Source organism: Sporosarcina sp. JAI121 (genome assembly GCF_013408665.1).
GTDB lineage: Bacteria > Bacillota > Bacilli > Bacillales_A > Planococcaceae > Sporosarcina.
Genome location: NZ_JACCCL010000002.1, coordinates 367,110 through 392,487 on the forward strand (window position 1 = coordinate 367,110; position 25,378 = coordinate 392,487).

At 44.5% G+C, this 25,378-nt stretch carries 29 protein-coding genes and 1 pseudogene; 21 read left to right on the forward strand and 9 right to left on the reverse strand.

Going from position 1 to position 25,378, the window contains the following annotated elements; all coding sequences use genetic code 11:
- Positions 1–2: 2 nt before the first annotated feature.
- From HDC33_RS13455 to HDC33_RS13475, 5 genes are read left to right on the forward strand one after another with little or no spacing between them, the layout of a single operon-like run.
- Positions 3–341: a Na(+)/H(+) antiporter subunit C gene (locus HDC33_RS13455; protein ID WP_179393084.1), complete on the forward strand. Its 339-nt coding sequence runs from the start codon at positions 3–5 to the stop codon at positions 339–341.
- On the forward strand, positions 334–1,818 hold the full coding sequence (locus HDC33_RS13460; protein WP_179393085.1) for a Na+/H+ antiporter subunit D: 1,485 nt from the start codon (positions 334–336) through the stop codon (positions 1,816–1,818). Before HDC33_RS13455 ends, HDC33_RS13460 begins: the two co-directional genes overlap by 8 nt.
- A gap of 48 nt (positions 1,819–1,866) precedes the next feature.
- On the forward strand, positions 1,867–2,349 hold the full coding sequence (locus HDC33_RS13465; protein ID WP_179393086.1) for a Na+/H+ antiporter subunit E: 483 nt from the start codon (positions 1,867–1,869) through the stop codon (positions 2,347–2,349).
- Complete coding sequence (locus HDC33_RS13470) at positions 2,349–2,633, forward strand: Na(+)/H(+) antiporter subunit F1 (RefSeq protein WP_179393087.1); 285 nt, start codon at positions 2,349–2,351, stop codon at positions 2,631–2,633. Before HDC33_RS13465 ends, HDC33_RS13470 begins: the two co-directional genes overlap by 1 nt.
- Positions 2,611–2,991 carry a Na+/H+ antiporter subunit G gene (locus HDC33_RS13475; RefSeq protein WP_179393088.1) on the forward strand — a complete coding sequence of 127 codons (381 nt, stop codon included), beginning with the start codon at positions 2,611–2,613 and terminating at the stop codon, positions 2,989–2,991. The genes HDC33_RS13470 and HDC33_RS13475 overlap by 23 nt, the downstream gene beginning before the upstream one ends.
- A gap of 176 nt (positions 2,992–3,167) precedes the next feature.
- Here HDC33_RS13475 and HDC33_RS13480 read toward each other — a convergent pair.
- A pseudogene (locus HDC33_RS13480) lies at positions 3,168–3,341 on the reverse strand (hypothetical protein); the annotation flags it as partial.
- A gap of 179 nt (positions 3,342–3,520) precedes the next feature.
- Here HDC33_RS13480 and HDC33_RS13485 point away from each other — a divergent pair.
- Genes HDC33_RS13485 through HDC33_RS13495 form a run of 3 tightly spaced genes read left to right on the forward strand, consistent with a single transcriptional unit; the run spans position 3,521 to position 7,124 of the window.
- Positions 3,521–3,889 (forward strand): ArsR/SmtB family transcription factor, encoded by a 369-nt coding sequence (locus tag HDC33_RS13485; protein ID WP_179393090.1) that lies wholly within the window; start codon positions 3,521–3,523, stop codon positions 3,887–3,889.
- Positions 3,876–5,984 carry a heavy metal translocating P-type ATPase gene (locus HDC33_RS13490; protein WP_179393091.1) on the forward strand — a complete coding sequence of 703 codons (2,109 nt, stop codon included), beginning with the start codon at positions 3,876–3,878 and terminating at the stop codon, positions 5,982–5,984. Before HDC33_RS13485 ends, HDC33_RS13490 begins: the two co-directional genes overlap by 14 nt.
- Before the next feature lie 27 nt (positions 5,985–6,011).
- On the forward strand, positions 6,012–7,124 hold the full coding sequence (locus tag HDC33_RS13495; RefSeq protein ID WP_179393092.1) for a GNAT family N-acetyltransferase: 1,113 nt from the start codon (positions 6,012–6,014) through the stop codon (positions 7,122–7,124).
- 263 nt (positions 7,125–7,387) lie between these two features.
- Here the strand turns inward: HDC33_RS13495 and HDC33_RS13500 are convergent, their stop codons facing one another.
- Entirely contained in the window at positions 7,388–7,543 is a 156-nt protein-coding gene (locus tag HDC33_RS13500; protein ID WP_179393093.1) for a lmo0937 family membrane protein, read from the reverse strand.
- Between the two features lie 121 nt (positions 7,544–7,664).
- Between HDC33_RS13500 and mntR the strand changes: the two genes are divergently transcribed.
- The 5 genes from mntR to HDC33_RS13525 all read left to right on the forward strand — a co-directional run bounded on the left by mntR (position 7,665) and on the right by HDC33_RS13525 (position 11,130).
- The gene (mntR, locus tag HDC33_RS13505) at positions 7,665–8,102 is read left to right on the forward strand and encodes a transcriptional regulator MntR (protein ID WP_179393094.1); all 438 of its coding nucleotides are present in this window, start codon (positions 7,665–7,667) and stop codon (positions 8,100–8,102) included.
- Positions 8,089–8,946 (forward strand): CvfB family protein, encoded by an 858-nt coding sequence (locus tag HDC33_RS13510; protein ID WP_179393095.1) that lies wholly within the window; start codon positions 8,089–8,091, stop codon positions 8,944–8,946. The genes mntR and HDC33_RS13510 overlap by 14 nt, the downstream gene beginning before the upstream one ends.
- 66 nt (positions 8,947–9,012) lie before the next feature.
- Positions 9,013–9,903, forward strand: a complete 891-nt coding sequence (locus HDC33_RS13515) for a DUF1002 domain-containing protein (protein ID WP_179393096.1) — start codon at positions 9,013–9,015, stop codon at positions 9,901–9,903.
- 61 nt (positions 9,904–9,964) lie between these two features.
- Positions 9,965–10,246 carry a GNAT family N-acetyltransferase gene (locus tag HDC33_RS13520; protein ID WP_179393097.1) on the forward strand — a complete coding sequence of 94 codons (282 nt, stop codon included), beginning with the start codon at positions 9,965–9,967 and terminating at the stop codon, positions 10,244–10,246.
- A gap of 413 nt (positions 10,247–10,659) precedes the next feature.
- A complete protein-coding gene (locus HDC33_RS13525; protein WP_179393098.1) occupies positions 10,660–11,130 on the forward strand; it encodes a DUF4064 domain-containing protein in 471 nt (156 codons plus the stop codon).
- Positions 11,131–11,179: 49 nt separating this feature from the next.
- Here HDC33_RS13525 and HDC33_RS13530 read toward each other — a convergent pair whose 3' ends face one another.
- Positions 11,180–11,674 carry a GNAT family N-acetyltransferase gene (locus HDC33_RS13530; RefSeq protein WP_179393099.1) on the reverse strand — a complete coding sequence of 165 codons (495 nt, stop codon included), beginning with the start codon at positions 11,672–11,674 and terminating at the stop codon, positions 11,180–11,182.
- Between the two features lie 98 nt (positions 11,675–11,772).
- On the opposite strand from HDC33_RS13530, the gene HDC33_RS13535 reads away from it, so the two are divergent.
- The 6 genes from HDC33_RS13535 to HDC33_RS13560 all read left to right on the forward strand — a co-directional run bounded on the left by HDC33_RS13535 (position 11,773) and on the right by HDC33_RS13560 (position 15,954).
- Complete coding sequence (locus HDC33_RS13535; RefSeq protein WP_179393100.1) at positions 11,773–12,225, forward strand: GNAT family N-acetyltransferase; 453 nt, start codon at positions 11,773–11,775, stop codon at positions 12,223–12,225.
- A gap of 77 nt (positions 12,226–12,302) precedes the next feature.
- Entirely contained in the window at positions 12,303–12,656 is a 354-nt protein-coding gene (locus HDC33_RS13540) for a hypothetical protein (RefSeq protein ID WP_179393101.1), read from the forward strand.
- Positions 12,657–12,792: 136 nt separating this feature from the next.
- Positions 12,793–13,581, forward strand: a complete 789-nt coding sequence (locus tag HDC33_RS13545) for a helix-turn-helix transcriptional regulator (RefSeq protein ID WP_179393102.1) — start codon at positions 12,793–12,795, stop codon at positions 13,579–13,581.
- A gap of 82 nt (positions 13,582–13,663) precedes the next feature.
- Entirely contained in the window at positions 13,664–14,506 is an 843-nt protein-coding gene (gene yidC, locus HDC33_RS13550) for a membrane protein insertase YidC (RefSeq protein WP_179393103.1), read from the forward strand.
- A 48-nt stretch (positions 14,507–14,554) separates the two neighbouring features.
- The gene (locus tag HDC33_RS13555) at positions 14,555–14,806 is read left to right on the forward strand and encodes a hypothetical protein (protein WP_179393104.1); all 252 of its coding nucleotides are present in this window, start codon (positions 14,555–14,557) and stop codon (positions 14,804–14,806) included.
- Positions 14,807–15,051: 245 nt separating this feature from the next.
- Complete coding sequence (locus HDC33_RS13560) at positions 15,052–15,954, forward strand: M15 family metallopeptidase (protein ID WP_179393105.1); 903 nt, start codon at positions 15,052–15,054, stop codon at positions 15,952–15,954.
- A gap of 60 nt (positions 15,955–16,014) precedes the next feature.
- On the opposite strand, the gene cls is transcribed toward HDC33_RS13560, so the two are convergent.
- Positions 16,015–17,466: a cardiolipin synthase gene (cls, locus tag HDC33_RS13565; protein ID WP_179393106.1), complete on the reverse strand. Its 1,452-nt coding sequence runs from the start codon at positions 17,464–17,466 to the stop codon at positions 16,015–16,017.
- A 231-nt stretch (positions 17,467–17,697) separates the two neighbouring features.
- Between cls and HDC33_RS13570 the strand changes: the two genes are divergently transcribed.
- The gene (locus tag HDC33_RS13570) at positions 17,698–19,023 is read left to right on the forward strand and encodes an L-cystine transporter (RefSeq protein WP_179393155.1); all 1,326 of its coding nucleotides are present in this window, start codon (positions 17,698–17,700) and stop codon (positions 19,021–19,023) included.
- A gap of 124 nt (positions 19,024–19,147) precedes the next feature.
- Here the strand turns inward: HDC33_RS13570 and HDC33_RS13575 are convergent, their stop codons facing one another.
- The 4 genes from HDC33_RS13575 to HDC33_RS13590 form a co-directional block, all read right to left on the reverse strand.
- Complete coding sequence (locus HDC33_RS13575; RefSeq protein ID WP_179393107.1) at positions 19,148–20,323, reverse strand: MFS transporter; 1,176 nt, start codon at positions 20,321–20,323, stop codon at positions 19,148–19,150.
- 212 nt (positions 20,324–20,535) lie between these two features.
- Positions 20,536–22,944: a heavy metal translocating P-type ATPase gene (locus HDC33_RS13580; RefSeq protein WP_179393108.1), complete on the reverse strand. Its 2,409-nt coding sequence runs from the start codon at positions 22,942–22,944 to the stop codon at positions 20,536–20,538.
- Positions 22,945–23,028: 84 nt separating this feature from the next.
- Entirely contained in the window at positions 23,029–23,238 is a 210-nt protein-coding gene (copZ, locus tag HDC33_RS13585; protein ID WP_179393109.1) for a copper chaperone CopZ, read from the reverse strand.
- Positions 23,239–23,250: 12 nt separating this feature from the next.
- The gene (locus HDC33_RS13590) at positions 23,251–23,493 is read right to left on the reverse strand and encodes a metal-sensitive transcriptional regulator (protein ID WP_179393156.1); all 243 of its coding nucleotides are present in this window, start codon (positions 23,491–23,493) and stop codon (positions 23,251–23,253) included.
- A 341-nt stretch (positions 23,494–23,834) separates the two neighbouring features.
- On the opposite strand from HDC33_RS13590, the gene HDC33_RS13595 reads away from it, so the two are divergent.
- A complete protein-coding gene (locus HDC33_RS13595; RefSeq protein ID WP_179393110.1) occupies positions 23,835–23,975 on the forward strand; it encodes an Lmo0850 family protein in 141 nt (46 codons plus the stop codon).
- A gap of 124 nt (positions 23,976–24,099) precedes the next feature.
- Here the strand turns inward: HDC33_RS13595 and HDC33_RS13600 are convergent, their stop codons facing one another.
- Positions 24,100–25,296, reverse strand: a complete 1,197-nt coding sequence (locus HDC33_RS13600) for an FtsW/RodA/SpoVE family cell cycle protein (protein ID WP_179393111.1) — start codon at positions 25,294–25,296, stop codon at positions 24,100–24,102.
- Between the last annotated feature and the right edge of the window lie 82 nt (positions 25,297–25,378).

A 25,378-nucleotide genomic window follows, 5' to 3' on the forward strand; every position in this document is an offset into this window, starting at 1 on the left:
GGATGGAAACGTTAATAACGATACTCGTTGGAGTGCTGGTAACGGTCGCTGTCTACTTGCTGCTATCCAAAAGCCTAGTTCGTGTCATATTAGGAACAGCTATCTTGTCCCATGCTGTGCATTTACTTTTGATGACAATGGGCGGGCTGAAAAAAGGGGCCGTTCCGCTGTTGGGTGAAAATGCGGAAAACTATGCGGACGCTCTTCCACAGGCACTTATCCTGACGGCAATAGTTATCAGCTTCGCAGTGACTTCATTTTTACTGGTACTTGCTTATCGTACATATAAAGAGACTGGATCGGATAATCTCGCTGTATTGAGAGGGTTCGAAGATGAATAATATTGTTGTAATGCCAATGGTCGTACCTTTATTGACAGGAATATTGCTCGTTTTTTTGAGGTCCCAAGTAAAAATCCAACAGTTGTTGAGCATTTTTTCAATCATAACAACCGCTGTAATCAGCGTTTATATTTTAAACCTCATTCAGGAGGACGGTGTTTTACGGATTGATTTTGGTGGATGGATGCCTCCGTATGGAATTTCGTTCGTCGCCGATTCATTTTCCGTCCTGCTCGTACTGACGACAGCGATTGTAACTGGAATTCTCTTAATCTATGCATTTTCATCCATTGGGCGGGCGCATGAGAATATGTTCTTTTATCCGTTCGTCTTTTTCCTCATTGCAGGTGTTAATGGGTCGTTCTTGACAGGTGACCTGTTTAACCTATTCGTCTGTTTTGAAGTGATGCTTTTATCTTCCTATGTGCTCATTACACTTGGGGGCAGGAAGGTCCAGCTCGTAGAATCAATTAAGTATATTTCTATAAATGTATTGTCATCCTGGTTTTTCCTTGTTGGAATAGCCTACTTGTACGGTACGGTTGGTACGTTGAACATGGCGCATCTTTCAGTGCGTATTGCCGAGGTCGGGCAAGGACCATTGCTGACGGTAATCAGTATCATCTTTCTCCTCGTCTTCAGTTTGAAGTCAGGTCTTCTCCTCTACTTCTGGTTGCCGGGATCGTACAGCGCGCCGCCGACAGTGGTTGCGGCTTTGTTCGGAGCGCTGCTAACAAAGGTTGGTATCTATGCGATGTTCCGTGTGTTTACACTCATTTTTTATCACGAGCAGGGTGTTACGCATTTGCTGATCGGTATTATGGCAGCCCTTACGATGATCGGTGGAAGTATCGGTGCAATCGCCTATAATGACGTACGGCAGATTGTGTCTTATAACGTCGTCATTGCGGTCGGATTTATACTAGTAGGACTTGCCGTTTCAACGGAAATAGCGTTTCAAGGGTCAATTTATTATCTGATCCATGACATGATCATAAAAGCATTGCTGTTCCTAATTGCAGGAACGATGGTCTACTTGACCGGAACGGCAAGGATTGAGCAGATGAGCGGATTGATTCGTAACTATCCATTGCTCGGCTGGCTGTTTTTCATTACAATGCTGTCACTTGCGGGGATACCTCCGCTGAGCGGCTTCATCGGGAAGGTCTATGTCGGACAGGGAGCGATTGAAGCAGGTTCATATCTTTTGCTGGCAATCGCCTTCCTGTCAAGTATTTTCGTTTTGTACTCGCTGCTACGCATTTTCATGAACTGCTTCTGGGGTGAGACGATTATTAATGAAGATGATGATGTCCCGCTTAAAAAGGGCATGCTTATTCCACTCGTCCTATTCGGTATACTGACGATTGTGCTGGGAATAGGAGCGGAGGGGCTTGCGCCATATGTTACGGATGCAGCTCGCACACTGGCAAATCCTGAAATCTATATAGACGCGGTTTTGAATGGCGAGGGTTAATCAGAGACAGTCCCACGTCCATTGACCGGAAAGAAGAGGTGAACGTTGATGCCTGCACAGTTACTGTTAAATTTATTCATAGCTTTTCTTTGGATGCTCCTGATGGACGAAGATGAGCTGAAATTTACGACATTCTTTGCCGGCTTCCTTGTCGGGATTGGAATCATATTTTTCATGCACCGGTTTTTCGGAACGCAATTTTACTTGCGCCGTTTGTATGCAACAATCAAGTTGCTGTTCATCTTCATATCAGAGTTGACTAAATCGAGCATAGTCGTATTGGAACAAATCCTCAGCCCGACATTGAAAATCAAACCGGGTATTTTCAAATATGAAACGGTTTTGGAAAGCGATTCGGAAGTGACCATGCTTTCACTGCTTCTGACATTGACTCCAGGGTCAGTCGTCATGGAAGTGTCACCAGAGGGAAATGTTCTTTATATCCACGCGATGGACGTCGAACAATCCCGAGATGGACTTTTAATGCAGCTACATAATTTTGAAAAAGCGATCATGGAGGTGACCCGCTGATGATTGAAATGATGCTTACAACTTCGCTTGTATTATTCTCAATAACGATTGCTATCGCCGTAATCCGGATCGTTCTCGGTCCATCGATGCCGGACCGTGTCATCGGGCTCGATATGATCGGTGTAAATCTGATTGCCACAATAGCAGTCATTTCAGTGATGATGAACACAAAAGCATTTTTGGAAGTCATTCTCATATTGGGGATTCTCTCGTTCATCGGAACAATTGCCTTCTCAAAATTCATCGAGAGGGGTGTTATTGTTGAGCGTAAACACGATCGGTGAATTCATTGGGGCGTTTCTAATTTTGACGGGCGGGATTGCCAGTGTGATTAGTGTCTTCGGGCTTCTTCGGCTGCCTGATGTCTACACGCGATCCCATGCTGCAACGAAAAGTTCGACCCTCGCTGTATTGCTCACTTTGTCAGGTGCTTTCCTGTATTTTTTATTCACTCAACATTTTGTAAGTGTACGTCTGCTACTTGGGATTGTCTTCGTCTTTCTGACTGCGCCGGTTGCGGGACATGTAATTGTTAGGGCGGCTTACAGGTCGAACGTGAAACTGGCGGATATCTCCACTGAGGACGAATTGTATGAGGTTTTGCATAAGGAAAAAGTGGAAGAGGATGGAGCTGGCCGATAACGGGCTGGCCCGTCCTCTTTTATTTGTTTATTTTGGTGGGGGAATGCGGTCGACCATATCCCAGCCTACACACAGACCCTTTAACATCAAAAGCGGAACGCCGATAATGGCGTTCGTAAATGCCCGATTGGCCACGTATTCTCTTGTTTTTATCAGAAGCAGTCTTAGTCAGATCATCGATGGATGAATTTCATGAACCGCGCAATTTTCAGCACTCCCAAAAGGACTAGCAACATGCCGGTTAAAATAGTAGCAGCAAACAAATACTGTGATTCATGCTCATTTACCAATAAAACCATAGCGACTGCCATTGCATCGGTTGCAACGGAACTCATTTCTGGCCGTCCGCCGCCGAATCCGTATTAACCGTGCCGTACTATACCGGGAAACGGTAACTTCATTCCTATTGATAACGTAGAATTTCATCGATAAGAAAAATATTCAAACAACCGTTTGATTAACCTTGCAACTTCAGAAAAACTTGCATATACTGAACACAATCAAACAAATATTTGAATGAGGTGTAACCATGACGATAAAAGAAGTATGTGAAGTGACAACGGTTCATGAAGAAGTTGTTGGCCGTGTGCGGAAAATGCTCCCTGACGTGGGTGCAACGGTCGGGATTTTCAAGGCGTTGGCTGATGAAACGAGATTGAAAATCGCTTTTTCGCTGACCATAGAAGAAGAAATGTGTGTCTGTGATGTTGCAGCTGTAATCGGTTCTTCGGTTGCAACCGCCTCCCATCACTTGCGTTATTTGCGGGAGCAAGCACTTGCCACCTCCCGGAAAAAAGGGAAAATGGTATACTATTCGCTCGCGGATAATCACGTTCACCAGCTAGTGAAGGTTGCGCATGAGCATACGATAGAAGGTGTTGAAAATGGCAACGGTTGAAAAGAAGGAGTATCGATTGGAGAATTTAACATGCGCAAGTTGTGCGATGAAATTCGAGAATAACGTCAAAAGTCTGCCATCTGTCCAGGACGCGCAAGTAAACTTTGGTGCATCCAAATTAGCATTCAGCGGCTGTGCAACTGTGGAAGACCTGGAAGCAGCCGGCGCTTTTGACGGCATTAAAGTCATTCCGCTTCAGGGTAAGAAAACTGAGCCTAAGACGCCTTTCTTTAGACGCAAGGAAAATCTTGTGACAATTTTTTCGCTAATGTTCTTACTGATAGGAATGGCTGTATCATTTCGCTATGCAGAGACGCATCCGGCGGCAATCGTTCTTTTCGCCATCGCCATTGTGATTGGTGGAACAGGCATCTTTAAGACAGGTTTACGAAACCTAGTGCGGTTCGAATTCGATATGAAAACACTGATGACAATCGCCATCATCGGGGCGGCAATCATTGGAGAATGGCGTGAAGGTGCTGTCGTTGTCTTCCTGTTTGCGGTCAGTGAAGCATTAGAAGCCTACTCAATGAATAAAGCGCGCCAGTCCATTCAGAAACTGATGGATATTGCTCCTCCATCCGCCATAGTGAAACGCGGGGAAGAGTTTGTGGAACTACCGACAGAAGATATAATTGTCGGTGATATCCTCATCGTGAAACCAGGGCAGAAAATCGCCATGGACGGCGCTGTACTAACGGGGACCTCCACGGTGAACCAGGCGGCAATTACAGGTGAATCGACTCCCGTTCTGAAAAAGTCGGGCGATGATGTATTCGCTGGGACGCTTAATGAAGAGGGAGCACTGGAAGTGACGGTTACGAAGCTTGTCGGCGATACGACAATTGCGAAAATCATCCATCTCGTGGAAGAGGCACAGGCCGAAAAAGCGCCGTCGCAAAAGTTCGTCGATAAATTCGCTAAGTATTACACGCCAATCATTATTGTGATTGCGATTCTTGTGGCCATCGTTCCACCGCTGCTCGGCGGGGAGTGGCATATATGGGTCTATCAAGGCCTTGCTGTACTCGTCGTCGGTTGTCCATGTGCACTGGTCGTATCCACGCCAGTTGCGATTGTCACGGCGATTGGAAACGCAGCACGTCAAGGAGTGCTTATCAAAGGTGGCATCCATCTTGAAGAAACAGGGCGGCTTAACGTTGTCGCTTTCGATAAAACGGGAACATTGACGAAAGGGTATCCGGAAGTGACGGATTTTATCGTCCATGAAACTGCAAATCAAAAACAATTACTGAGCGCGATTGCGGCCGTCGAATCGATGTCACAGCATCCGCTGGCGAAAGCGGTCGTCGATTACGCCCGTGAAAACGGGGCGCAGAAAATCGATGTGACCAATTTCCAATCGGTTACCGGAAAGGGCGCCTACGCTGAAATTGATGGTGTGACAACTTATATCGGCAGCCTTAGCTGGGCGGGGGAATTATCTTCATTGCCGGAAATGATGTTGCAAAAAGCGGCAAGTCTTCAACGGCAAGGGAAGTCAGTCATGGCGATCGTCACTGGTGAAAGTTTCAGTGGATTGCTTGCCGTAGCAGATCCGGTCCGTGGGGAAAGTCGTAAAGTCCTGCAACAATTGAATAGCATCGGTATCCGTCATACGGTCATGTTGACAGGCGATCACCAAGTGACGGCGGAAGCGATTGCTGGTGAGCTGGGTGTTACGGATGTACGCGCCGGTTTAATGCCTGAAGATAAATTGATGGCCATAAAACAATTGAACGACCAATATGGCCGTGTCGCCATGGTTGGTGACGGCATCAATGATGCACCTGCCTTAGCTGCTGCGTCCGTCGGGATTGCGATGGGTGGAGCAGGCACGGATGCAGCATTGGAAACGGCAGATATTGCATTGATGGCGGATGATTTAGGAAAACTGCCTTATACAATAAAATTAAGCCGAAAAACGTTGCGAATCATCAAAGAAAACATTATGTTTGCATTAGGTTTAAAAATTATAGCGCTGCTTCTGATCATTCCCGGCTGGCTGACATTATGGATTGCCATCTTTGCGGACATGGGCGCAACGCTGCTTGTCGTGCTGAACTCACTACGGCTGTTGCGCATTCATAAGTAAGCAGTTTTTATACGGAGGCGAATTCTGATGCATTTACAGGAATGGACAATGGAAGAGCAGGAACAGCTCATTCATTTCATGACAACGAATACATGGCCTTACCATGGCAACTCCGACCCCGGTCGCCATCTCATCGAGAAAGCGATTGAAGAAGGCGGTTATGGGTCGGATGAAGTGAAGACGTTCTGGGTGGAAAATGACGACAAAGCAAAAGTGGGCATTGTGAAAATTTATGATTTGCAAGATGCCATTCCATTATTCGACCTACGGATTGCGGATATGTCCAGAGGAAACGGCTACGGTCCGAAAGCACTGCGGCTTGTGGCTGAATATGTATTCGGTTTGTCCGGCAATAAAATCCGTCTTGAAGGTCATACGAGGCAGGACAATCTGGCGATGCGAAAAACATTCGAACGTGCGGGTTTTGTCAAAGAGGCGCATCTTCGAAAAGCATGGTTTTCGCCAAAAGAGAATTCGTATTATGACGCAGTGACTTACGGTATTACTCGGGAAGACTTTATGGCGGGTACAACAACACCTGTCATTTGGGAAGATGGGGAAAAGCAACGGGACTCTGCAAGGTCCCCGCGTATACCGGAATTTTCGAATACATTCGAATCGGAGAGACTAGTTATCCGGGCGCCGGAACTTGGCGATGCATTGGATGCTTGGAATGCAATCCGTGACTCGCTGCCCGCTCTGCGAAAGTGGATGCCGTGGGCACAACCGGACCCTGAGTTACACATGACGGAAGAGAGTTTGCGAAAAGCGGTGGCAAATTTCATCACTCGTGATGACTTGCGCTTTCATCTTTATCAAAAAGAGAGTGGGAAATTCATCGGTTCGTCGGGTCTTCATCGAATCGATTGGTCGATTCCGAAGTTTGAAATCGGCTATTGGCTTGCTACGGAATTTGAAGGTCAAGGCTATATGACGGAAGCCGTGAAACGGATTGAACAATTTGCATTCGAGGAACTAGGAGCACGCAGAGTGGAAATTCGTTGTGACGAAGAAAATATGAAGAGCCGCAGTGTCGCGGAACGTGCAGGTTTCACGCTGGAAGGGGTTTTAAAACAAGATTCCTTATCACCCGACGGTAATATTTTACGAAATACATGTATCTATGCGAAAATAGACTAATGAAAAGCGGAAGGCGCCGTTTAGCCCCGAAAAGTAGGCGGGATGTAGTTCAATCCCGCCCTACTGGAAGGCTTGAAGTTAAAGGCGTTCTTTGCCTTTATCAGCAAGACTGAAGCGACTCGAGGGGCTGGCGCCTGTAGCTAGACAAGAAAAGCGGAAGGCGCCGATTAGCCCCGAAAAGTAGCCGGGATAAAGTTCAATCCCGCCCCGCTGGAAGGCTTGAAACTGAAAAGGGATGCCGACATTCGTCGACATCCCTTTCGTTACACGCTCCGTCTTCCGGTCACAATGTTGATAATAAATACGATAACTGCGATGACTAGAAGAATGTGGATTAGCCCTCCACCTATTTTGAAAACTAGTCCTAATAACCAAAATACGAATAGTGCTACAATGAGTAGCCATAGAATTCGGCCCATGTGATTCACCCCTTTATTAATCTACTCTGAATTTACCCCGTCTATGGATTAGGTAAACATGGAATTCTAGAATTGGAGTAATTGGGGAAGAGTTCGGGCATACATACTGGAGGCGGTACGATTGGCAACACCAGGTATGGAAGACTATCTTGAACAGATTTATTTGCATATCGAAGCGAAGGGCGTTGCGCGTGTATCAGATGTTGCGGAAACATTGGCGGTCCTCCCTTCATCCGTCACGAAAATGGCGCAGCGTCTTGATAGAGAAGGTTATATTGTCTACGAACGCTACAAAGGTCTGGAATTGACGGAAAAAGGCTCTAAATTCGGGAAAAAGCTTGTCCGGCGCCATGTGCTTCTGGAACAGTTTCTACGAATCATCGGAGTTGATGAGGAAAATATTTATGGCGACGTGGAAGGGATTGAACACCATCTGAGTTGGAATGCGATGGATCGAATAACCGATCTTGTCGAAGCGATGGAACAAGACGATGTGTTTGTCAAAAAATTACGGGTAATGGATCAGGAGAAAGAGGTAGATAAAAATGGAACGACTTAAATCAGGCTATACAGCTGAATTGGAAGTATTGGAGCAAGACGGTTCAAGATGGGCATTGGATGGCGATGGCGATCATATTATGATGAACGCATCCGATGCAGATGAAAATATTCAATCTGGGGATATGGTCAACGTCTTCCTTTATACGAACAGGCGCGGAGAGCTCACTGCGACGATGCAGATTCCGAATATGACTGCCGAGACATTTGGCTGGGCACGCGTAATCCGTGTGGATGATCATGAAGGCGTCTACGTGGATATTGGTTCATCAATCGAAGTACTTGTGAATAAGAATGATATGCCGAAAGTGCGTGCGCTTTGGCCGAAGACGGACGACGCGCTATATATGACGCTGCGGATGGATTTAGGCGGTACGATTTTCGGCAGACTCGCAACAGAAGAACGGGTAATGGAACAAATTATCGAAGCACCGACATCCCTCTTTAATAAGGACATAAAGGCCCGAGCTTACCGATTGCTGCCAGTCGGTTCATTTCTGCTCAGTGTCCCGGAAAATTACCGTATTTTCATTCACAATACGGAACAGGCTCGGGAACCTCGTTTAGGCCAGGAATTGAATGTGCGCATTATTGGCGTCCGTGATGATGGAACGCTGAATGGATCGATGCTGCCACGCAAGGAAGAGCGACTGGGGGACGATGCAGAAACGATTCTCCGTTACTTGAACGATGTTGGAGGGCGGATGGCGTTTACTGATAAATCGACGCCTGAAGAGATAAAAGAAATGTTTAACTTAAGCAAAGCGTCCTTTAAACGTGCACTCGGCAAACTTATGAAAGAGGGCAGAATTGAACAGGGCGATGGTTGGACCATCCTGAAATGATACTTGAACGAGGGAACTTTTCTGACTGCGAATCGTATTAATTCGTATAAAGAAGGAGTGAATATCATGAAACGTCTACTGATAATGATGGCGTCTGCCTTACTTGCAATGGGAGTTTTGGTTCCCGGAACGGTAAAAGCGGAAGAACCGGTCATCAATGAAAAACTTGGTGTGCCGATCGTCGTTTACGGTGCAAACTTATCCGATGCTGAAAAAGAAAGTGTGAAGAACAGTTTAGGCGTTGCAAACGAGGCGGAAGTTGAAGAAATAACCGTCGACGGCAGCGACCTTGTGAAATATATCAAAAATGGCAATAGCCAGGCAAGAATGTATTCTTCTGCAAAAATCACAAGGCAGGAAGAAGGCAAAGGACTTGTCATCTCAATTGTCACGCAGGATAATATCACACAAGTGACACCGGAAATATATTCGACTGCAATGTTGACTGCTGGAATCGAAGACGCGATTGTTGAAGTGGCATCGCCGAAAAAAGTGACAGGCCATTCCGCGCTCGTCGGCATATACAAAGCATACGAAGTGACGGGCGAGACACTCGATACGGAACGGACAGATGTCGCAAATGATGAATTGAATCTTGCAACGAAATTTGCAAAAGAAACCGGTGTCGATAGTGACAAAGTGGCCCAGCTATTAACAGGCATAAAAAAACAAATCGCTGAGCAAAATCCCGCGACAAAAGAAGAAGTTGAAAAAATCGTCGCTGAACAATTACAAAAATACAAAATCGAGCTAAGCGATGCAGACCGGCAATTGCTGATCGACTTAATGGATCGAATACGCAACCTCGACATCGATTTCAATAAGTTATCCGAACAGTTGTCGGATATGACAACGAAAATCAGAGATACTATCGGAGAGATCGACCCGGGATTTTGGGATAAAGTGAAAGAGTTTTTTGCTAACTTGTTCGAATCAGTTCAATCTTGGTTTAAGTAATAAGACCGCGATTCAGTGTATAATGGCTGGAAACCAAGTAAATGGAAAAGGGGTAGTATATATGGAATTCAAATTTGTTGAGCTGGGCGGGGATGCATTCGCATTCCGTTATGATGAGAATGGAAAAATGCTGGCGGAAATTACATGGACAATTCTTGGGGATGTCATGGTTATGGACCATACTTACGTATCCCCGGACCTGCGCGGGCAAGGGGTTGCCAAGAAAATACTGGATCGCGCGGCGGATTACGCACGTGAACAGGATCTAAAAATGGAGCCCGTTTGTTCGTATGTTGTTACGGCATTTGAAAGATACAAAGAATATGAAGACGTTAAAGTGTAAAATGGACACAATAAAAGGCAATCCGATTATTTGTTAATACCGGATTGCCTTTTACATGTCAATAGAAGAAGGTAGAGTCATTCATATCCCTCACAGTAATGTAATCAAGTACAAAATACCTGTCAATACAGATGCACCGGCGACAGTATACATCATGTCGGCTTGACTGAAAATCAGTTTTTTCTCCATTTGTAGTGTCCCCTTTCTTAAAAAACTAATAGTGGTGTGTACATATCAAATACCCCTTTCCGCTTTCATTAAACGTCTAGTCTTGCATAATGGCTTATTTAATACTGTAAGGAAATATGAAACTTATTCTTTTGTAAAACGTATAGACATATATATAATAAGTTGAAGTATTGGTGGGAATCTTTACTTTAGCCTACATAGATTAAGATAGGGAGGTGCATATCATGAATCGTACAGCAGAGAAAGTATTGGCGATAATAAGTGCTGTTTTGACGGTGATTGGTATTATTCTAAGCTTTGTTTCATTGGCTTTCTTTAACTATTTGAAATCAGATCCGATGATTCGTACCGAAATTGAGGCGGAGTTGCTGATGGATGCGACTTTAACCCCTGCGGATGTCGATATGTTTTATTCCATTTCCAATTTCATCGGCGGCTTTATATGGTTAATCATAATTGGTTTACTAATAAGTTTGATTCTGATAATCATTGGATTAGTAAATATTTGGAGCAACAAAAATCCGAAGCTTGCCGGTACATTGTTCATCATTGCCGGTTTAACGGGAGGAATTCTTAACCTGACATCGATTCTGCTTTATATCGCGGGAATTCTTTGCATTACCAAGAAACCACCGACGCCGCGTGAAACACAATTTGTAGATGAGCAGTATGACGGGACGATGAGACCGCTATAAACAAGAAAAATCGCTTTCCCCATTATGGAGGAAAGCGATTTTATAATTTCTAAGCAAGTACGGGACTGTGAATATAGTATACGTATTGTGCAGTCTCCACGGGATGACCTTCAAATTGTTCTTCGAAGACATCCAATAGACGGAATCCCTGCTTTTCACAAAAGGCTCGTCCGGTTTCATTGTGTCCGTCTATATAGACGAACAGCTGCTGTGCATCTGAAAGCATGGACAGAGCGTACTCAAGCAGCTTTTTTCCGTATCCCTTTTGCTGATAGGAGGGCAAAATACACATCGCAGTCAATTCAGAATCGCCATCTTCGTCTCTTTTAGTGAAATTGGCAAAACCGATAGGGACCCCTTCACATTCGGCTACGAGTACATATGTCCTCTCCATGCGCATCAACATCATCGCGTCCGAATAAGAGCGGTCAATAAATGATTTTTGGATTTCTTCGGGAATAGTATCTTTATACGTTTCGCTCCAAGTATTAAGAACTATCTGTTGAACGTGCATACTATCCTTAGCTGTCATCAGTCGGATCATTGCACTGTCACCTCTGCATTTCTTTTCGTTATTATAGCAAAAAACGTGGGTAATAACTACCGCTGTAATGAAAATGATATATATGGGAGAGATTAGGTATGAAGTGGACGTATAACAAATTTGAAGCATTAACCAGTCGTGAAGTATATGAAATGTTGAAATTACGGGTTGATGTATTTATTGTTGAACAAAATTGTGCATATCATGAAATTGATAATTTCGATTACGAAGCACTCCATATATTTTGTACGGATGAGGCGGGTTTGTCTGCATATGCACGACTCCTTCCAGCTGGTGTGAAATATCCGGAACCATCCATCGGTCGTGTGATTATCAGGCAGGACAGAAGGGGTCTTGGACTTGCACATGAGCTGATGAAGCGTTGCATTCTGCACATTACAAAAGAATGGATGCCAGGAAAAATCAGACTGCAGGCCCAGCAGCACCTTGCCGGTTTCTACGGGAAACATGGATTCAAGGCGGTTTCCGAACCTTATGATGATGATGGTATCCCGCACGTTGATATGTTTTTAACGATCGAAGAGAAATGATAGTTTCTAAATTGGAATATAAGGGTATACTCATCACAGTAAATGTATCTTCATTATATTTGGGAGGAATGATAGTAATGGCTCGTAAAAAGAATAATAATTTATTGCTTGCGACGATGGCGGCAGGTGCTTACGCATATTTCAGTAAAAAAGAAAACAGGGATAAGGCACAAGTGGCTTTCAATAATATGAAAACAAAGGTCGATTCCTTCATTGAATCACAAAAATTGAACCGTTCCGCAGAAACGAAAAAAGGTCATTCAGACCCGTACGATCTTCAGGATAATAAAATGGTCAGTGAAGGTGCACAGACTAGCGTCCATTATTATAACCAGGAAGTGGAAGACAATGTCGATATGCATTCGGAAACGGACGGGCTTTATCATAAGAAAGAATCAAAAGAACTTGGTGCGGAACAAACTAGCAAATGACGCTGAATGATTTCTTCAAAGACGCTTCCCGCGAGGGGGCGTCTTTTTAATAAGATAAGAGGGGAACTCTTCTATGTGGGTATCTCTTGAAGTGTACAACTAAAAAATGCCGAATGACGGGGTGGGTGGTGAATAGATGGAAATGATTCAGGGCGGTCAATATTTGGGGACGAGCAATAACGTGCATATTACTAAAGTGAAGCGGAATTCCTCTTGCGGCGAAGTTGAGAACTTCTTCAGAATAGAGGAAGAGTTGTTGCATCACCTGTTTCAATCTGAAAAAGAAGAGGCGCAACGGGCGATAAAAGAGGCCCTGGCACATGTTTTCACACGCGTGGAAATTAAAAAGTTTGACGCAATTAAATATTATTTGATTACGCTCTCTTCGATTGTGGCAAGACAGTTGGAGAGGACTTCGCGTAATCCGGGAAAGGCCTTCCATTTCAACGTGGATTGTTTCATGCTCATTAATACAAAATTGAATGAAAAAAACATGGTTGAACTAGTGGATGACATGATAGAATTTTATGTGCATGTATTGTCGGATGAATATCAGCCGGGACTTATGCATAGTACAGTGAATGATGTCATCATTTATATTAATGAAAAAGTGGAGTCTTCTATAACAGTTGAAGAAATTGCAAATAACTTTGGCGTCAGTGTGAGTCATTTATCGCGCATTTTCCGGGAATATGCAGGGGTTACGCTTGTAGAATACATAATGATTCGCAAGATCGAAGAATCCCAATATTATTTGCGTTTTTCTGAAGAAAAAATAGCGAGTGTATCTGACAGGTTTCATTTTTGTAATCAAAGTTACTTCACACGCGTATTTAAAAGGTATACCGGACAAACCCCTAGACGATTTCGAAGCAGCTTGGCGGGAGAATATTTTCGTTATACGCTTCCAGGGGAAGAAAAGTAGTTCGATGAACGGTCAAACGTTGTAATTAGGGGACCAGGTAAGGTATACTTTTTAGTAGTTTGAAATAGTGAAGGTGAGTCTATTGAAGAAGAAAATTGGATTAGTGACGATGTTAATGACCACCGCCGTTTTTCTAAGCGGTTGTGCGGGCATCCAGAACAAAGAAGGTACTTTTTATAATCTTTTTGTTAAGCCAATGGATTGGTTACTGAGTTTCTTCAGTGATTTCTTCAATGGAAGTTACGGTCTGGCAATTATCCTTATCACAGTATTAATAAGAGTCATCCTTATGCCGCTAATGTTGAAAAACTATAAGGCGCAACAGAACATGAAAATTAAAATGGATGCTCTTCGTCCCGAGATGGAAGACATTCAGAAGCGATTGAAAGAAGCGAAAGAAAAGGAAGCAAAAGATGAGCAAATGAAGCTTCAGCAAGAAATGATGGGGCTTTATTCAAAACACGGTGTCAATCCGCTCAACATGGGTTGTCTTCCGTTGGTCATTCAGATGCCAATCATCATGGGCCTTTACTTTGCTATCCTGAATTCTCCTGAAGTACAATCACACACGTTCCTCTGGTTCAACCTTGGGGAACCGGACATGATTATGATGGTGCTTGCAGGTGCAGTCTACTTCGTTCAAGCACGTGTTTCGCTCTGGACGATGCCTGAAACGCAACAGAAACAGATGAAGGCTTTCATTTATTTGTCGCCGATCATGATTATGTTTATTTCATTCAAAGCGATGGCGGCATTACCGCTCTACTGGGCGGTTGGCGGACTTCTTCTGATTTTCCAAACGTATTTAGGTCGAAAGTTCTATTACAAGCATCCTGAACTTGCAGTGGAAGGTGCCGAGGAAGTTGTAACGGCGGAGAAAGAAGAAACAAAGGAAACAGAAACCGGTAAAAAAGACGGTAAATGAAAGTAGGCTGGAGAGAAATCTTCGGCCTATTTTTTGGAGGTTTTACTCATGCAAACTAAATGGTTGTTTGGAATCGGAATCGTGATTGCCGCAATTTCTTCCATCTATTTCATCATCAAGCTCAACTTGGACTATGCCGTTCTGTCGATGGTGGCGCTTTTTTCCTTGACGAACGGAGCACGGGCAAAATCATTTCACGCTAAGGGCATGGTACGTGAGTCGAAATGGATGTTATGGATGTCCCTCTTTTTCGGAGCAGCATTTCTTGTATTGTTCGTTGTCAGTTTTGTTGCTTCATAATAAGGCGCTCAACGGGAACTGAAATTTCCGGTGGGCGTTTTTTGTGTAATGGATTTGTTCTGGCCGTGTCAAAATAAATGCATCGCTCTCGACGGCGGGAAGTACCATCAGCCCGCCTTGGTTCTTCATCATATCGCTCCTGATAAGGCCTTTACTTGTTGCGAAATTAAATAATAGCGCATACACTGACCGTAAAGAAAAATGGTGGTAAACTAGAAAGATATAGTGGGAAAGTAGGCTCAATCATGAAACAGAAAAATAACTATTATACGAAAAAACATAAAAAGAAAAAACAAGGAAAAACCTTGACGATTACATTGCTTATTTCGGGTATCGTCATGACAGGTTTGCTAGTTTGGCTCGGATTGAATGACTGGAATGTGGGGAAAAGCATGAAGAAAGCACAGGAAGTCATCGGTATGTCAGTCCCTGAGGAAGATGATAATACGGCAGAACCTGACGAGAAAGCTGAACCCGTAAAAGAGCAAGGGGGAACATCCGAACAGAAACCTGCAGAGCAAACACCATCCAATCCTGCTGGAGATGATAATGCAGAATCCGGCACTGCGGAAAAACCGGAACCGTCGATTGATAATGGTGGATATGTCGAAGGTCAGCAGCTTCCTGAAGAACCAAAATACATCAACGAGATTTTGATTGCCAATAAAAAATATCCACTTCCCAAAACATATGCTCCTGGTGAAGACAAAGAGGCGCGCGCAGCATTTGAAAAGATGGCCGCGGAAGCGAAACTATCGCAGTTTAATTTAACGGCATTCAGCACATACCGCTCGTTCGACTACCAGACCACACTGTATGAACGCTATGTGGCTCGGGACGGCAAGGAGGCGGCCGATACTTATAGTGCGCGGCCGGGCTATTCCGAGCACCAAACGGGGCTGGCATTCGACATTGGCGAAGTAAACTTCGAACAGCACTTTGCATCTGCATCGTTCGGAGAAACGGAGGCAGGAAAATGGGTGGCAATGAATGCGCATCGTTTCGGTTTCATCATGCGGTATCCTGCCGGTAAGGAACACGTGACCGGTTATATGCATGAATCCTGGCATTTCCGCTATGTTGGAACGGAAATTGCAACTGAAATCTATAATCGGAAGATCACATTGGAAGAGTATCTAGGGATTTGATGAATAAAATGAAATAGAAAGGGACGTACCGGAATAGCGGTACGTCCCTTTCTTCTGTGGTCATAGGATTGGTGAAAGCAAACGTGAAACAGATTCCTTTAATTTAATAAGCCGAGTACGTTCCAAATACATGTCATATGTCAATTCGGTTGATAATTGTATATCCTGTTCAAACAACTCTGCTAATTCTCGAGACTTTTCACGGTCATATATGAATGCATTTACTTCAAAATTCAGTTTGAAGCTGCGTACATCGATATTGGCAGTTCCCACCGTCGAAAGTTCATCATCGACGACAATTTGCTTTGTATGCAAGAATCCGTTTTCGTAAATATACACCCTCGCGCCTGCCTTTAATAATTTACCAACGTTCGAGTAGGTGGCCCAGTACACAAACATGTGATCAGGTTTGTTCGGGATCATTATCCGGACATCGATTCCAGAAAGGCACGCGATGCGCAGGGCATCCAGGAAGCTGACATCGGGGATGAAGTAAGGCGTTTGGATATAAATATACTTTTTTGCAATGAAGATCATTTTCAAATAACCGTCTTTAATCTGTTCCCACTCAGAATCAGGTCCGCTTGAAACGATTTGCATGCCGACCGAACCTTTCCGCGGGATAGCCGGGAAGAAATGTTCCGCGTATTCGATATCATTCTTTTCGGACGCCTGGTTCCAGTCCAATATGAACCTTGTCTGAAGCGGATGCACGGCACTTCCTTCAATCCTGAGGTGTGTATCCCGCCAATAGCCGAACCTTTTGTTGAACCCCAAGTACTCATCGCCGACATTGAATCCGCCGACATAGCCGATTCGACCATCGATGACGACAATCTTCCGATGGTTGCGGAAATTCATGCGAGGGTTGATGAGCGGCATAGTAGCCGGAAAGAATGCTTCAACATCCCCGCCGTTATCGATCAGTTCCTGTAAATGCCTTTTGCGCAGTCCCCGAGAACCGATATCATCGAATAACACACGCACTTTAACGCCTTGCTTCGCTTTTTGGATTAATACGTTTAGTATCCTTTTTCCAAGAGTATCCAGTCTCAAAATGTAGTATTGAAAATGGATATGATCTTTAGCTTGTTCAAGGTCATTGATCAGTGCATCAAATTTAAGTGCACCGTCGTTGAAAACTTGAACGTCATTGTCTTGCGTCAATACAGCGTGATTGTTTCTCAGGTGAAGGTAAATCATATCTTTATAGTGGGCGGTGTCGTCGAGTCTGAATTCGAGGGTTTCATCTTCGATTGCTTCAATTTGATAGTCAATCAACTGATCGATACCAATTTTGCTCCGTCCCTCCCAACGGAAAAGATGTTTTTCCCTAAGCTGTCTGCCGAGTAAAAGATAGATGAAGAAGCCGAAAAATGGAATGAAAAATATAACAAGGAGCCACGCCCAAGTTGAGGTAGGGTCTCTTCTTTCTAGAAAAATAAGGGCAATCGCAAGAAATATATTCAAGATGAAAACTGCCGTCACTGAAATACTGATTAGTTGAGCCATAAGCGACCTCCTTTAGAAATGATGCCTATATTACTAGTATAACGGATAACAAAGGAAAATGATGATAATAGTGACAAGTAGAAACGAGAAAGCATACTTGACTGATAGGTATTGATGGTATAAAGTGTGATTTATGCTTATTTAAATTATTAGGAGGAACAAAAAGTGGATACATTATTACTTATCTTGAACATTGTCGGGTTACTCATACTCGTTGGTATACTATATAGTATGCATCGCAAAAAGGTTTCGTTTTCGAAACGTGTTTTCACAGCGCTAGGACTTGGGATTGCATACGGACTTATCTTACACTTTGCTTATGGAACCGATTCATCCGTATTGCAGGAATCAATGCCTTGGTTCAACATAATCGGGACGGGGTACGTCAAGTTGCTCCAAATGATAGTTATGCCACTCGTTTTCATTTCAATCCTTGGGGCATTCACGAAAATAACAATCGGCAAGAACTTTGGGAAAATGGCAGGATTGATACTAGGACTTCTAGTAGGAACGACTGCCATTGCTGCAATCATCGGGATTGCAGCTACGCTTCTATTCGGTCTTGATGCATCTGAAATTGTGCAAGGGGAAGCGGAAGTTGCGCGTGGTGCTTCGATTGAAGAACGTTCCGCGGAGGTGGCGGATCGGGCATTACCGGACCAATTGATTGACTTGCTACCAGCGAATCCGTTTCTTGACCTAACGGGTGGGCGTCCGACTTCAACAATCGGTGTCGTTATCTTTGCCGCATTCCTTGGATTTGCGTATTTGACGCTTACGAGAAAAGATGAGAAGAATGCCGCTACCGTGAAAAAAGGGATCGATGCGGTTTATTCCTTGATCATGGGCGTCGTGAAAATTGTATTGCGCTTGACGCCATATGGTATATTGGCGATTATTGCGCGCACCGTCGCTACATCCGATTTTGCCGCAATTTATAGTCTCGGTAAGTTTGTACTTGCCTCGTATGTAGCGCTTTTAGTTATGTTCGGAATTCACTTAATCATTATTTCACTGTCGGGATTGAACCCGATCACATACGTGAAAAAAGTCGGGGAAGTATTAATATTCGCATTCTCCTCACGTTCTAGTGCAGGGGCACTTCCACTTAACATCGATACGCAGACAAATCGTCTCGGTGTTCCTGATGGTATTGCCAACTTTGCCGGATCATTCGGCCTATCAATCGGTCAGAACGGCTGTGCAGGAATCTATCCCGCAATGCTTGCGGTGATGATTGCGCCGTCAGTCGGTCAGAATCCGCTTGAACCTACGTTTTTAATTACATTGATCGCTATCGTGGCAATCAGCTCGTTCGGAGTTGCCGGTGTCGGCGGGGGAGCGACATTCGCTGCCATCCTCGTTCTCTCGGCGCTTAACTTACCGGTCGTATTGGCAGGACTTCTGATTTCAGTAGAACCGCTAATCGATATGGGCCGCACAGCATTGAATGTCAGCGGCTCGATGACAGCCGGCGTTACAACAGCACGTGTAACGGGCGAACTGGATAAAGATATATATAATGCTCCACTTGAAAAACAGACTGCCGAAGCGTAAACCGGCAGACCGACCAGATAACATTTGAAACCTACGATAAAAATACCGCAGAAGACACCATTGTCTTCTGCGGTATTTTTTCTGTTGTTATCATTTCATGTGTTGCCTTTTCCGTTCTCGCTATTTATTCCACAGCTGTTTCCAATTTCCGGAGCGATTTAGCAGACTTGCTAAACGCAAAGATCAGCGTAATGGATAGGACCGCAAGAATCGCGGAGATGAAATACATATTGCCGGCTTCTTGCGTGAAAATCCATGTGAATAACAGCGGACCAATGATGCGTCCCATATTGTCCATGGAATATGTCATCCCGGCGGCCGTGCCGTATTTTCCGCCAGACTCTTTCGTTGTTAATGAAACGAGTACTGTACGGGCAAGTGCGTTCCCGGCTGTGAAGATACTAAGCGCAAATCCTGCCCAGAAGAGGTTGGATGAGAACGGAATAAGAAGAAGCCCCAGTGCAGTAATGATCTGTGCCCCGATGATCCATTTCGTTTCAGTTCCGTTCTTCACGCGTCGGACGACACCGCCTTGAATCGCCGCATCGACAAAACCGCTGGCCATGAACAAGTAACCAAGTTGAAGGGGAGTGATTTCAATTTTTGCTATTTGGAACAGCTGGAACGTCGATTCAAGCCCGGCAAGAAGGAACGTCACCATGAATGAGAACAAAAACAGATAACGGATTCTGTATTGCCATAGCGTAGCGCCTCCTTTAGGAAGGATAGCGCGTTTATTCGCCTCGCCTCGTCGTTCAGGCTCTTTCAAAATGATTCCTGCATAAACCATCAGGAGCAATGTGAGGGTTCCGGACGCCAGGAACGGTAATTGAAGACTGACATTACCGAGCACCCCACCGATTGCCGGTCCGAAGATGAAACCAAGACCAATTGACATCCCAAGCAGACCCATGTATTTATTACGATTTTCTTCATCTGTCATGTCTGCAACGAATCCAGTGACAGCGGTGTAAAGTGCACCAGAGAAAATACCGCCGACAACGCGGGAAGCATACAACAGCGGCAAGTTCTCAATGAACAATGCAAACAGGAAGAAGCTTAGGCTGAAGCCGATAAGTCCTATAAAAATAAGCCTCTTCCTGCCGGTGCGGTCTGACATTGCTCCCCACAGAGGTGCAGTGAAAAATGATGCGAGGGCGTAAACGGTCAAAAGTCCGCCGACATGCACTTCGGAATAACCTTGTTGCAAAATGACTTCGGGAAGAATTGGAATTATGATACCGAACCCGAGATAAACGAAAAATTGCACGGACATAAGAAGAAGGATCGCTTTTTTCATCATTAAACCTACTTTCTTTCAAATCACTACTTTCATTTTACCCGTCATCACCTAAACGTACAAAGGATAAGTGTATTTCTCTGATTGCTTGAAAGTCGAACGGTAAGTGTCCGACGAAGTTCTCGAAGTGACCAACCATTTGAAGAAAGCCTCCAACAACGCAAACAATAGACACCGCAGAAAAAACGCGGTGTCCACTAAATCATTCCATATCAATCCCTCAATTTAATCCGCTGCAAACGCAAGGCATTCAGCACGACAGATACCGAACTGAACGCCATCGCAGCTCCAGCCACCCACGGTGCCAGCAGTCCTGCAGCGGCAATCGGAATTCCGACCGAGTTGTAAGCAAGCGCCCAGAACAAGTTCTGTTTAATATTTCGCACCGTCAACCGGCTCATCTTAATCGTATCGGCAACGCGCAATAAATCACCATGCATCAGTGTAACGTCAGCCGCTTCCATCGCAACTGCGGTTCCGGTTCCCATCGCCATTCCGATATCCGCGACCGCAAGCGCCGGTGCATCATTAATGCCGTCGCCGACCATCGCAACCCGTTTTCCTTTCGCCTGTAACTCAGCGATGACTTCCGCTTTGCGTTCGGGAAGGACACCGGCAACGATGTGTTCGATGCCTGCCGCTTTCGCGATGGCGTGCGCTGTACGTTGTTGATCGCCGGTAAGCATAATAACGTCGAGACCTAGCGCACGCAGTTCCGCGACAGCCTGCCTCGATGTATCTTTCAACGTGTCTGCAACTGCGATTGTCGCCACATGTGCACCCGAAACCGCCATATACATAACGGTCTTGCCGTCATTTTCAAGTTGCCTCGCTTCTGAAATAGTAGCGTTGAGCGTAATCTCATTGTCCGTAAGCAATTTCCGAGTGCCCATGAAAACTGTAGAACCGCCTATCACGCTCTTGATACCGTGGCCAGGAATTGCTTCAAAATGCTCAACAACAGGTAACTTGCTACCCGATTCCAAACCAAAAACCGTAATTGTTTTTGCAACGGGGTGTTCGGAATCGCTTTCTGCCGCTGCGGCCATTGCAATGAGCCAATCCCGATTCGCTTCTTCCGCAACGATGAAATCGGTCACTTCAGGTGCACCTTTTGTAATCGTTCCGGTTTTATCCAATACAACTGTGTCAGTCGCTTTTGTATTTTCCATCGCTTCCGCTGTTTTAAATAAAATCCCTTGTTCCGCGGCGCGTCCGGAGCCCGCCATGATTGATGTCGGCGTAGCCAGTCCAAGTGCACACGGACAGGCAATAACGAGGACGGCAATCATACTCGTAAGCGCTTCAGCAAAATTACCCGGTGAAACAATGAAATACCAAACTAGGAAAGTCAAGACAGCCATCCCGACGACTACAGGTACGAACACGCCAGAAATCCAATCAGCAAGGCGCTGGATAGGTGCTTTTGATCCTTGTGCTTCCTCAACGACACGAATGATACTGGAAAGGACCGTTTCCTTACCGATACTTTGTGCACGGACACGCAACACTCCGTTGGCATTCACAGTAGCGGCATAAATCGTATCGCCCTCCGCTTTATCGACCGGAAAACTTTCTCCAGTTAACATAGATTCATCGACAGCGGAAGAGCCGGAAATAACCACTGCATCCACTGGAATTGAAGAACCTGGACGAATGACAAGAATATCCCCGACATGCACAGCAGAAATCGGGATTTCGTCAGTGATACCATTGCGTTCCACTATCGCCATCGTCGGCTGCAAGCCCATCAATTTCTTAATCGCGTCTGATGAATGCCCTTTAGCACGAGCTTCAAACACTTTCCCAAGGAGAATCAACGTAATTAGCACCGCACTCGTTTCGAAATAAAGGCCGAGTAAAGGATCGGAATCACTTAAAACAAGGTAGACCGAATAGAAATAAGCGGCGGATGTGCCAAGTGCAACGAGAACATCCATATTTGCGCTTTTATTGCGAAGTGAAAAATAGGCGCCTCTGTAAAAAATCCATCCGATCGAAAATTGTACCGGTGTCGCAAGTGCCCATTGTACATACGGATTCATCAGGAATTTAGGCACATACATCCAAGACGTGAAGGAGAAATGTGAAAACATTGTCCAAAGAAGCGGGAAGGAGAGCGCCGCAGCGATAAAGAACAAGCGTGTCAGGTTCCGAATCTCCACTTGCCGGTGATCTTCCTGACCTTCTGAACTATCATCCCTTAGTTCGGCGTCATAACCCATATTTTTTATTTTGCTAATAAAGTCTTCAGCGTTCAAATGGGTCGGGTTGTATGTCACTTTCCCGGTTTCAAGTGCAAGATTGACATTTGCTGAATACACACCTTCCATACGGTTTAACCCTTTTTCAATCCTTGCAGAACAAGCGGCACATGTCATGCCTGAGATTTGAAAATCAACTTCTTCCTTTACGACGTCATACCCGAGTGAACGGATTTTATCTTGTAAGGCGGGAAGATCGACTTTTTCGTTGTCGAATGACACGGCTGCTTTTTCCGTAGCGAAGTTTACGTTAGCGGACGTTACGCCGTCCATCCGTTGCAACCCTTTTTCTACCCGATTGGAACAGGCAACACAGGTCATTCCAGTAATCAGAATGTCCGTTTTCTTTTCGCTCATATGAATAAACCTCCAAACTTACCCTCCGGGGGTATATGTCGTTTAAAAAATAACTGCGGATGTCCGCAGTATGGTACAACGATATTACTGCACGTCATACCCTTGGTCTTCAATGGTATCTTTAATTTTTTTCAAATCAACCTTATCGCTTAGGTAGTCTATTTCAACGCTACTTGATTCGAGGTCGACTTTCACATTTTCGACGCCGGAAAGTTTTCCGACACTTTCTTCTACAGCTTTTACACAATGTCCACAAGTCATTCCTGCCACATTGAGTGTTGTTTTTTCAGCCATTATTTATCCTCCTCATTTTCGCATCAGTTTTGTAATGGTAACAAGCAGTTCATCTAAAACTTCATCTTCGCCTTCAGCGAGACGGTCTTTGACACAACCTTTCAGATGACCATCGAGCAGCACTTTTGCCACACTGTTGAGCGCGGACTGTGTCGCGGACAGCTGTGTAATGATGTCGTCACAGTACACATCTTTTTCAACCATCCCTTTTATGCCCCTGATTTGTCCCTCGATTCGGTTAAGGCGGTGAATCATATTTGTCTTCACTGTTTCCGGGTGATGGCTCTTCCTGCATGATTGTATCGCGGACTCCTCTGGAAATTCATCTAAAATTAAGTCTTTGGTCACTATTCCGCCCCCTATCGTTACTATAACAATAATGTACCTGGTGGGGGTATGTCAATAAAACCGTCTTTTTTACTTTCGAGTATAAATCATTTATAAAAAGTCTACAATTGTAATAAAAATGAAAGATTAAAAAGTGGACAGAAGTGGTATGATTGTAGTAAGAGCGAAATAGAACCATTTGTAATGATGATAGAAACTTTATTTATGCGTATTCGTCTATACCTAATAGAAAGGTCGAGGTGGAAAAGATGGCTAAAGAAGTTGATTTGAAAACAATCATCTCCAACTTGGCGAAGTTGGGTGTTTCGGCTACGATGACGAAATCCCGTCTAGAAATGCTGAAAGCCCTTGCGCCACCTGTACAAGACCCACAAATTCAATCGCAATAAAAAATGATTATCTGGACAAAAAGCTCCGACGGATTTTTCCGTCGGAGCTTTTTGTCTTAAAAAGGAAAGAAAATATAAGTTTTTCTACTCGTGTCGGTTTCTAGGAGGCGCCTTGCGCTTATCCTCATTCATCATCATCCGAACTGAACATATACGTCCGATGGTGGTATTTCATACTGAACACAAGTCCGATTGCAAGCATGTTCCCCATGAGCGAACTTCCGCCATAACTGATGAACGGCAACGGAATCCCTGTAATCGGAAGCAGCTGTATCGTCATCCCGATGTTTTCAAATACATGGAACGCGATCATTGCGATAATGCCAGCGCATATGTATGTACTAAAGGGATCTTTTAATTCAAGTGTAATCTTGGTCAAATGATAAATGAGGAAGAAATATAGACAAATGACCAGACTCGTACCGACAAATCCCCAATCTTCCCCGATTGTGGTGAAAATGAAATCGGTATGACTTTCTGCCACATACACTTCGCGGCCTTTGTAGCCTTTACCGAACATTTCTCCTGAGCCGATTGCATTGAGTGATGTAATAAGGTGTCGTCCCTCATTGGATGAATAGGAATACGGATCGAGCCATGAATAAATTCGTTCAAATTGGTAAGGGGAGAAACCAAGTTTGTTCTGAAGAAAATCCTGTGCATAAAGAGCCATCCAAAGTAGAGTCGCCCCAATTGTTGCAGTCCCGACAAATACCGGTAAAATGATTCGCCACGTAATGCCCGCCACAATGACGAACACCGCTGTAATCGCAATGAAGACTAGCCCCGTTCCGAGATCTGTCTGGAGCATGATGAAAAATAAGGGAACGAATAGAACGGCAACGATTTTTCCGAGTAAATAAAAATCAGTTTTCAATGTCTTGTTAACGAATGTTTCGTGATGTTTCGTAATCATACGTGCCATGCCGATGATGAAAAATGTTTTCATAAATTCAGCCGGTTGAATACTTCCTACACCAGGTATATGGAACCAACTTTTCGCACCGTTTCTTCTTGCAACTAGTTCCATACCTTCGGGAAGTATGAAGAGTAGTGCTAAAATAAACACACCTCCGCCATAGATGATCCAGGCAGCCTTCTTATATTGGTCCGGTTCCAAAAACATCGTGATAGCTATGATGACACAGCCGATAATGTACCATTGAATTTGTGATGGTATGAAGCTGATGGGCATCGAATTTATATCCTTGTATTGCCCTGTCGTCTGGGCTGAAGCAATCGCAAAAAGGCTTACCAGAAAAAACAGCAGCAGGATGAATGCGAGCGTCCAGTCGAAACGGTCTGCAGGTTTGTTATTCATTTTCATATATTCACCTATATTCCAAAGTTTGATAGTTTAGTTTAGCATCCATTAGTATAACTCATAAAGGACGAGTATGCAT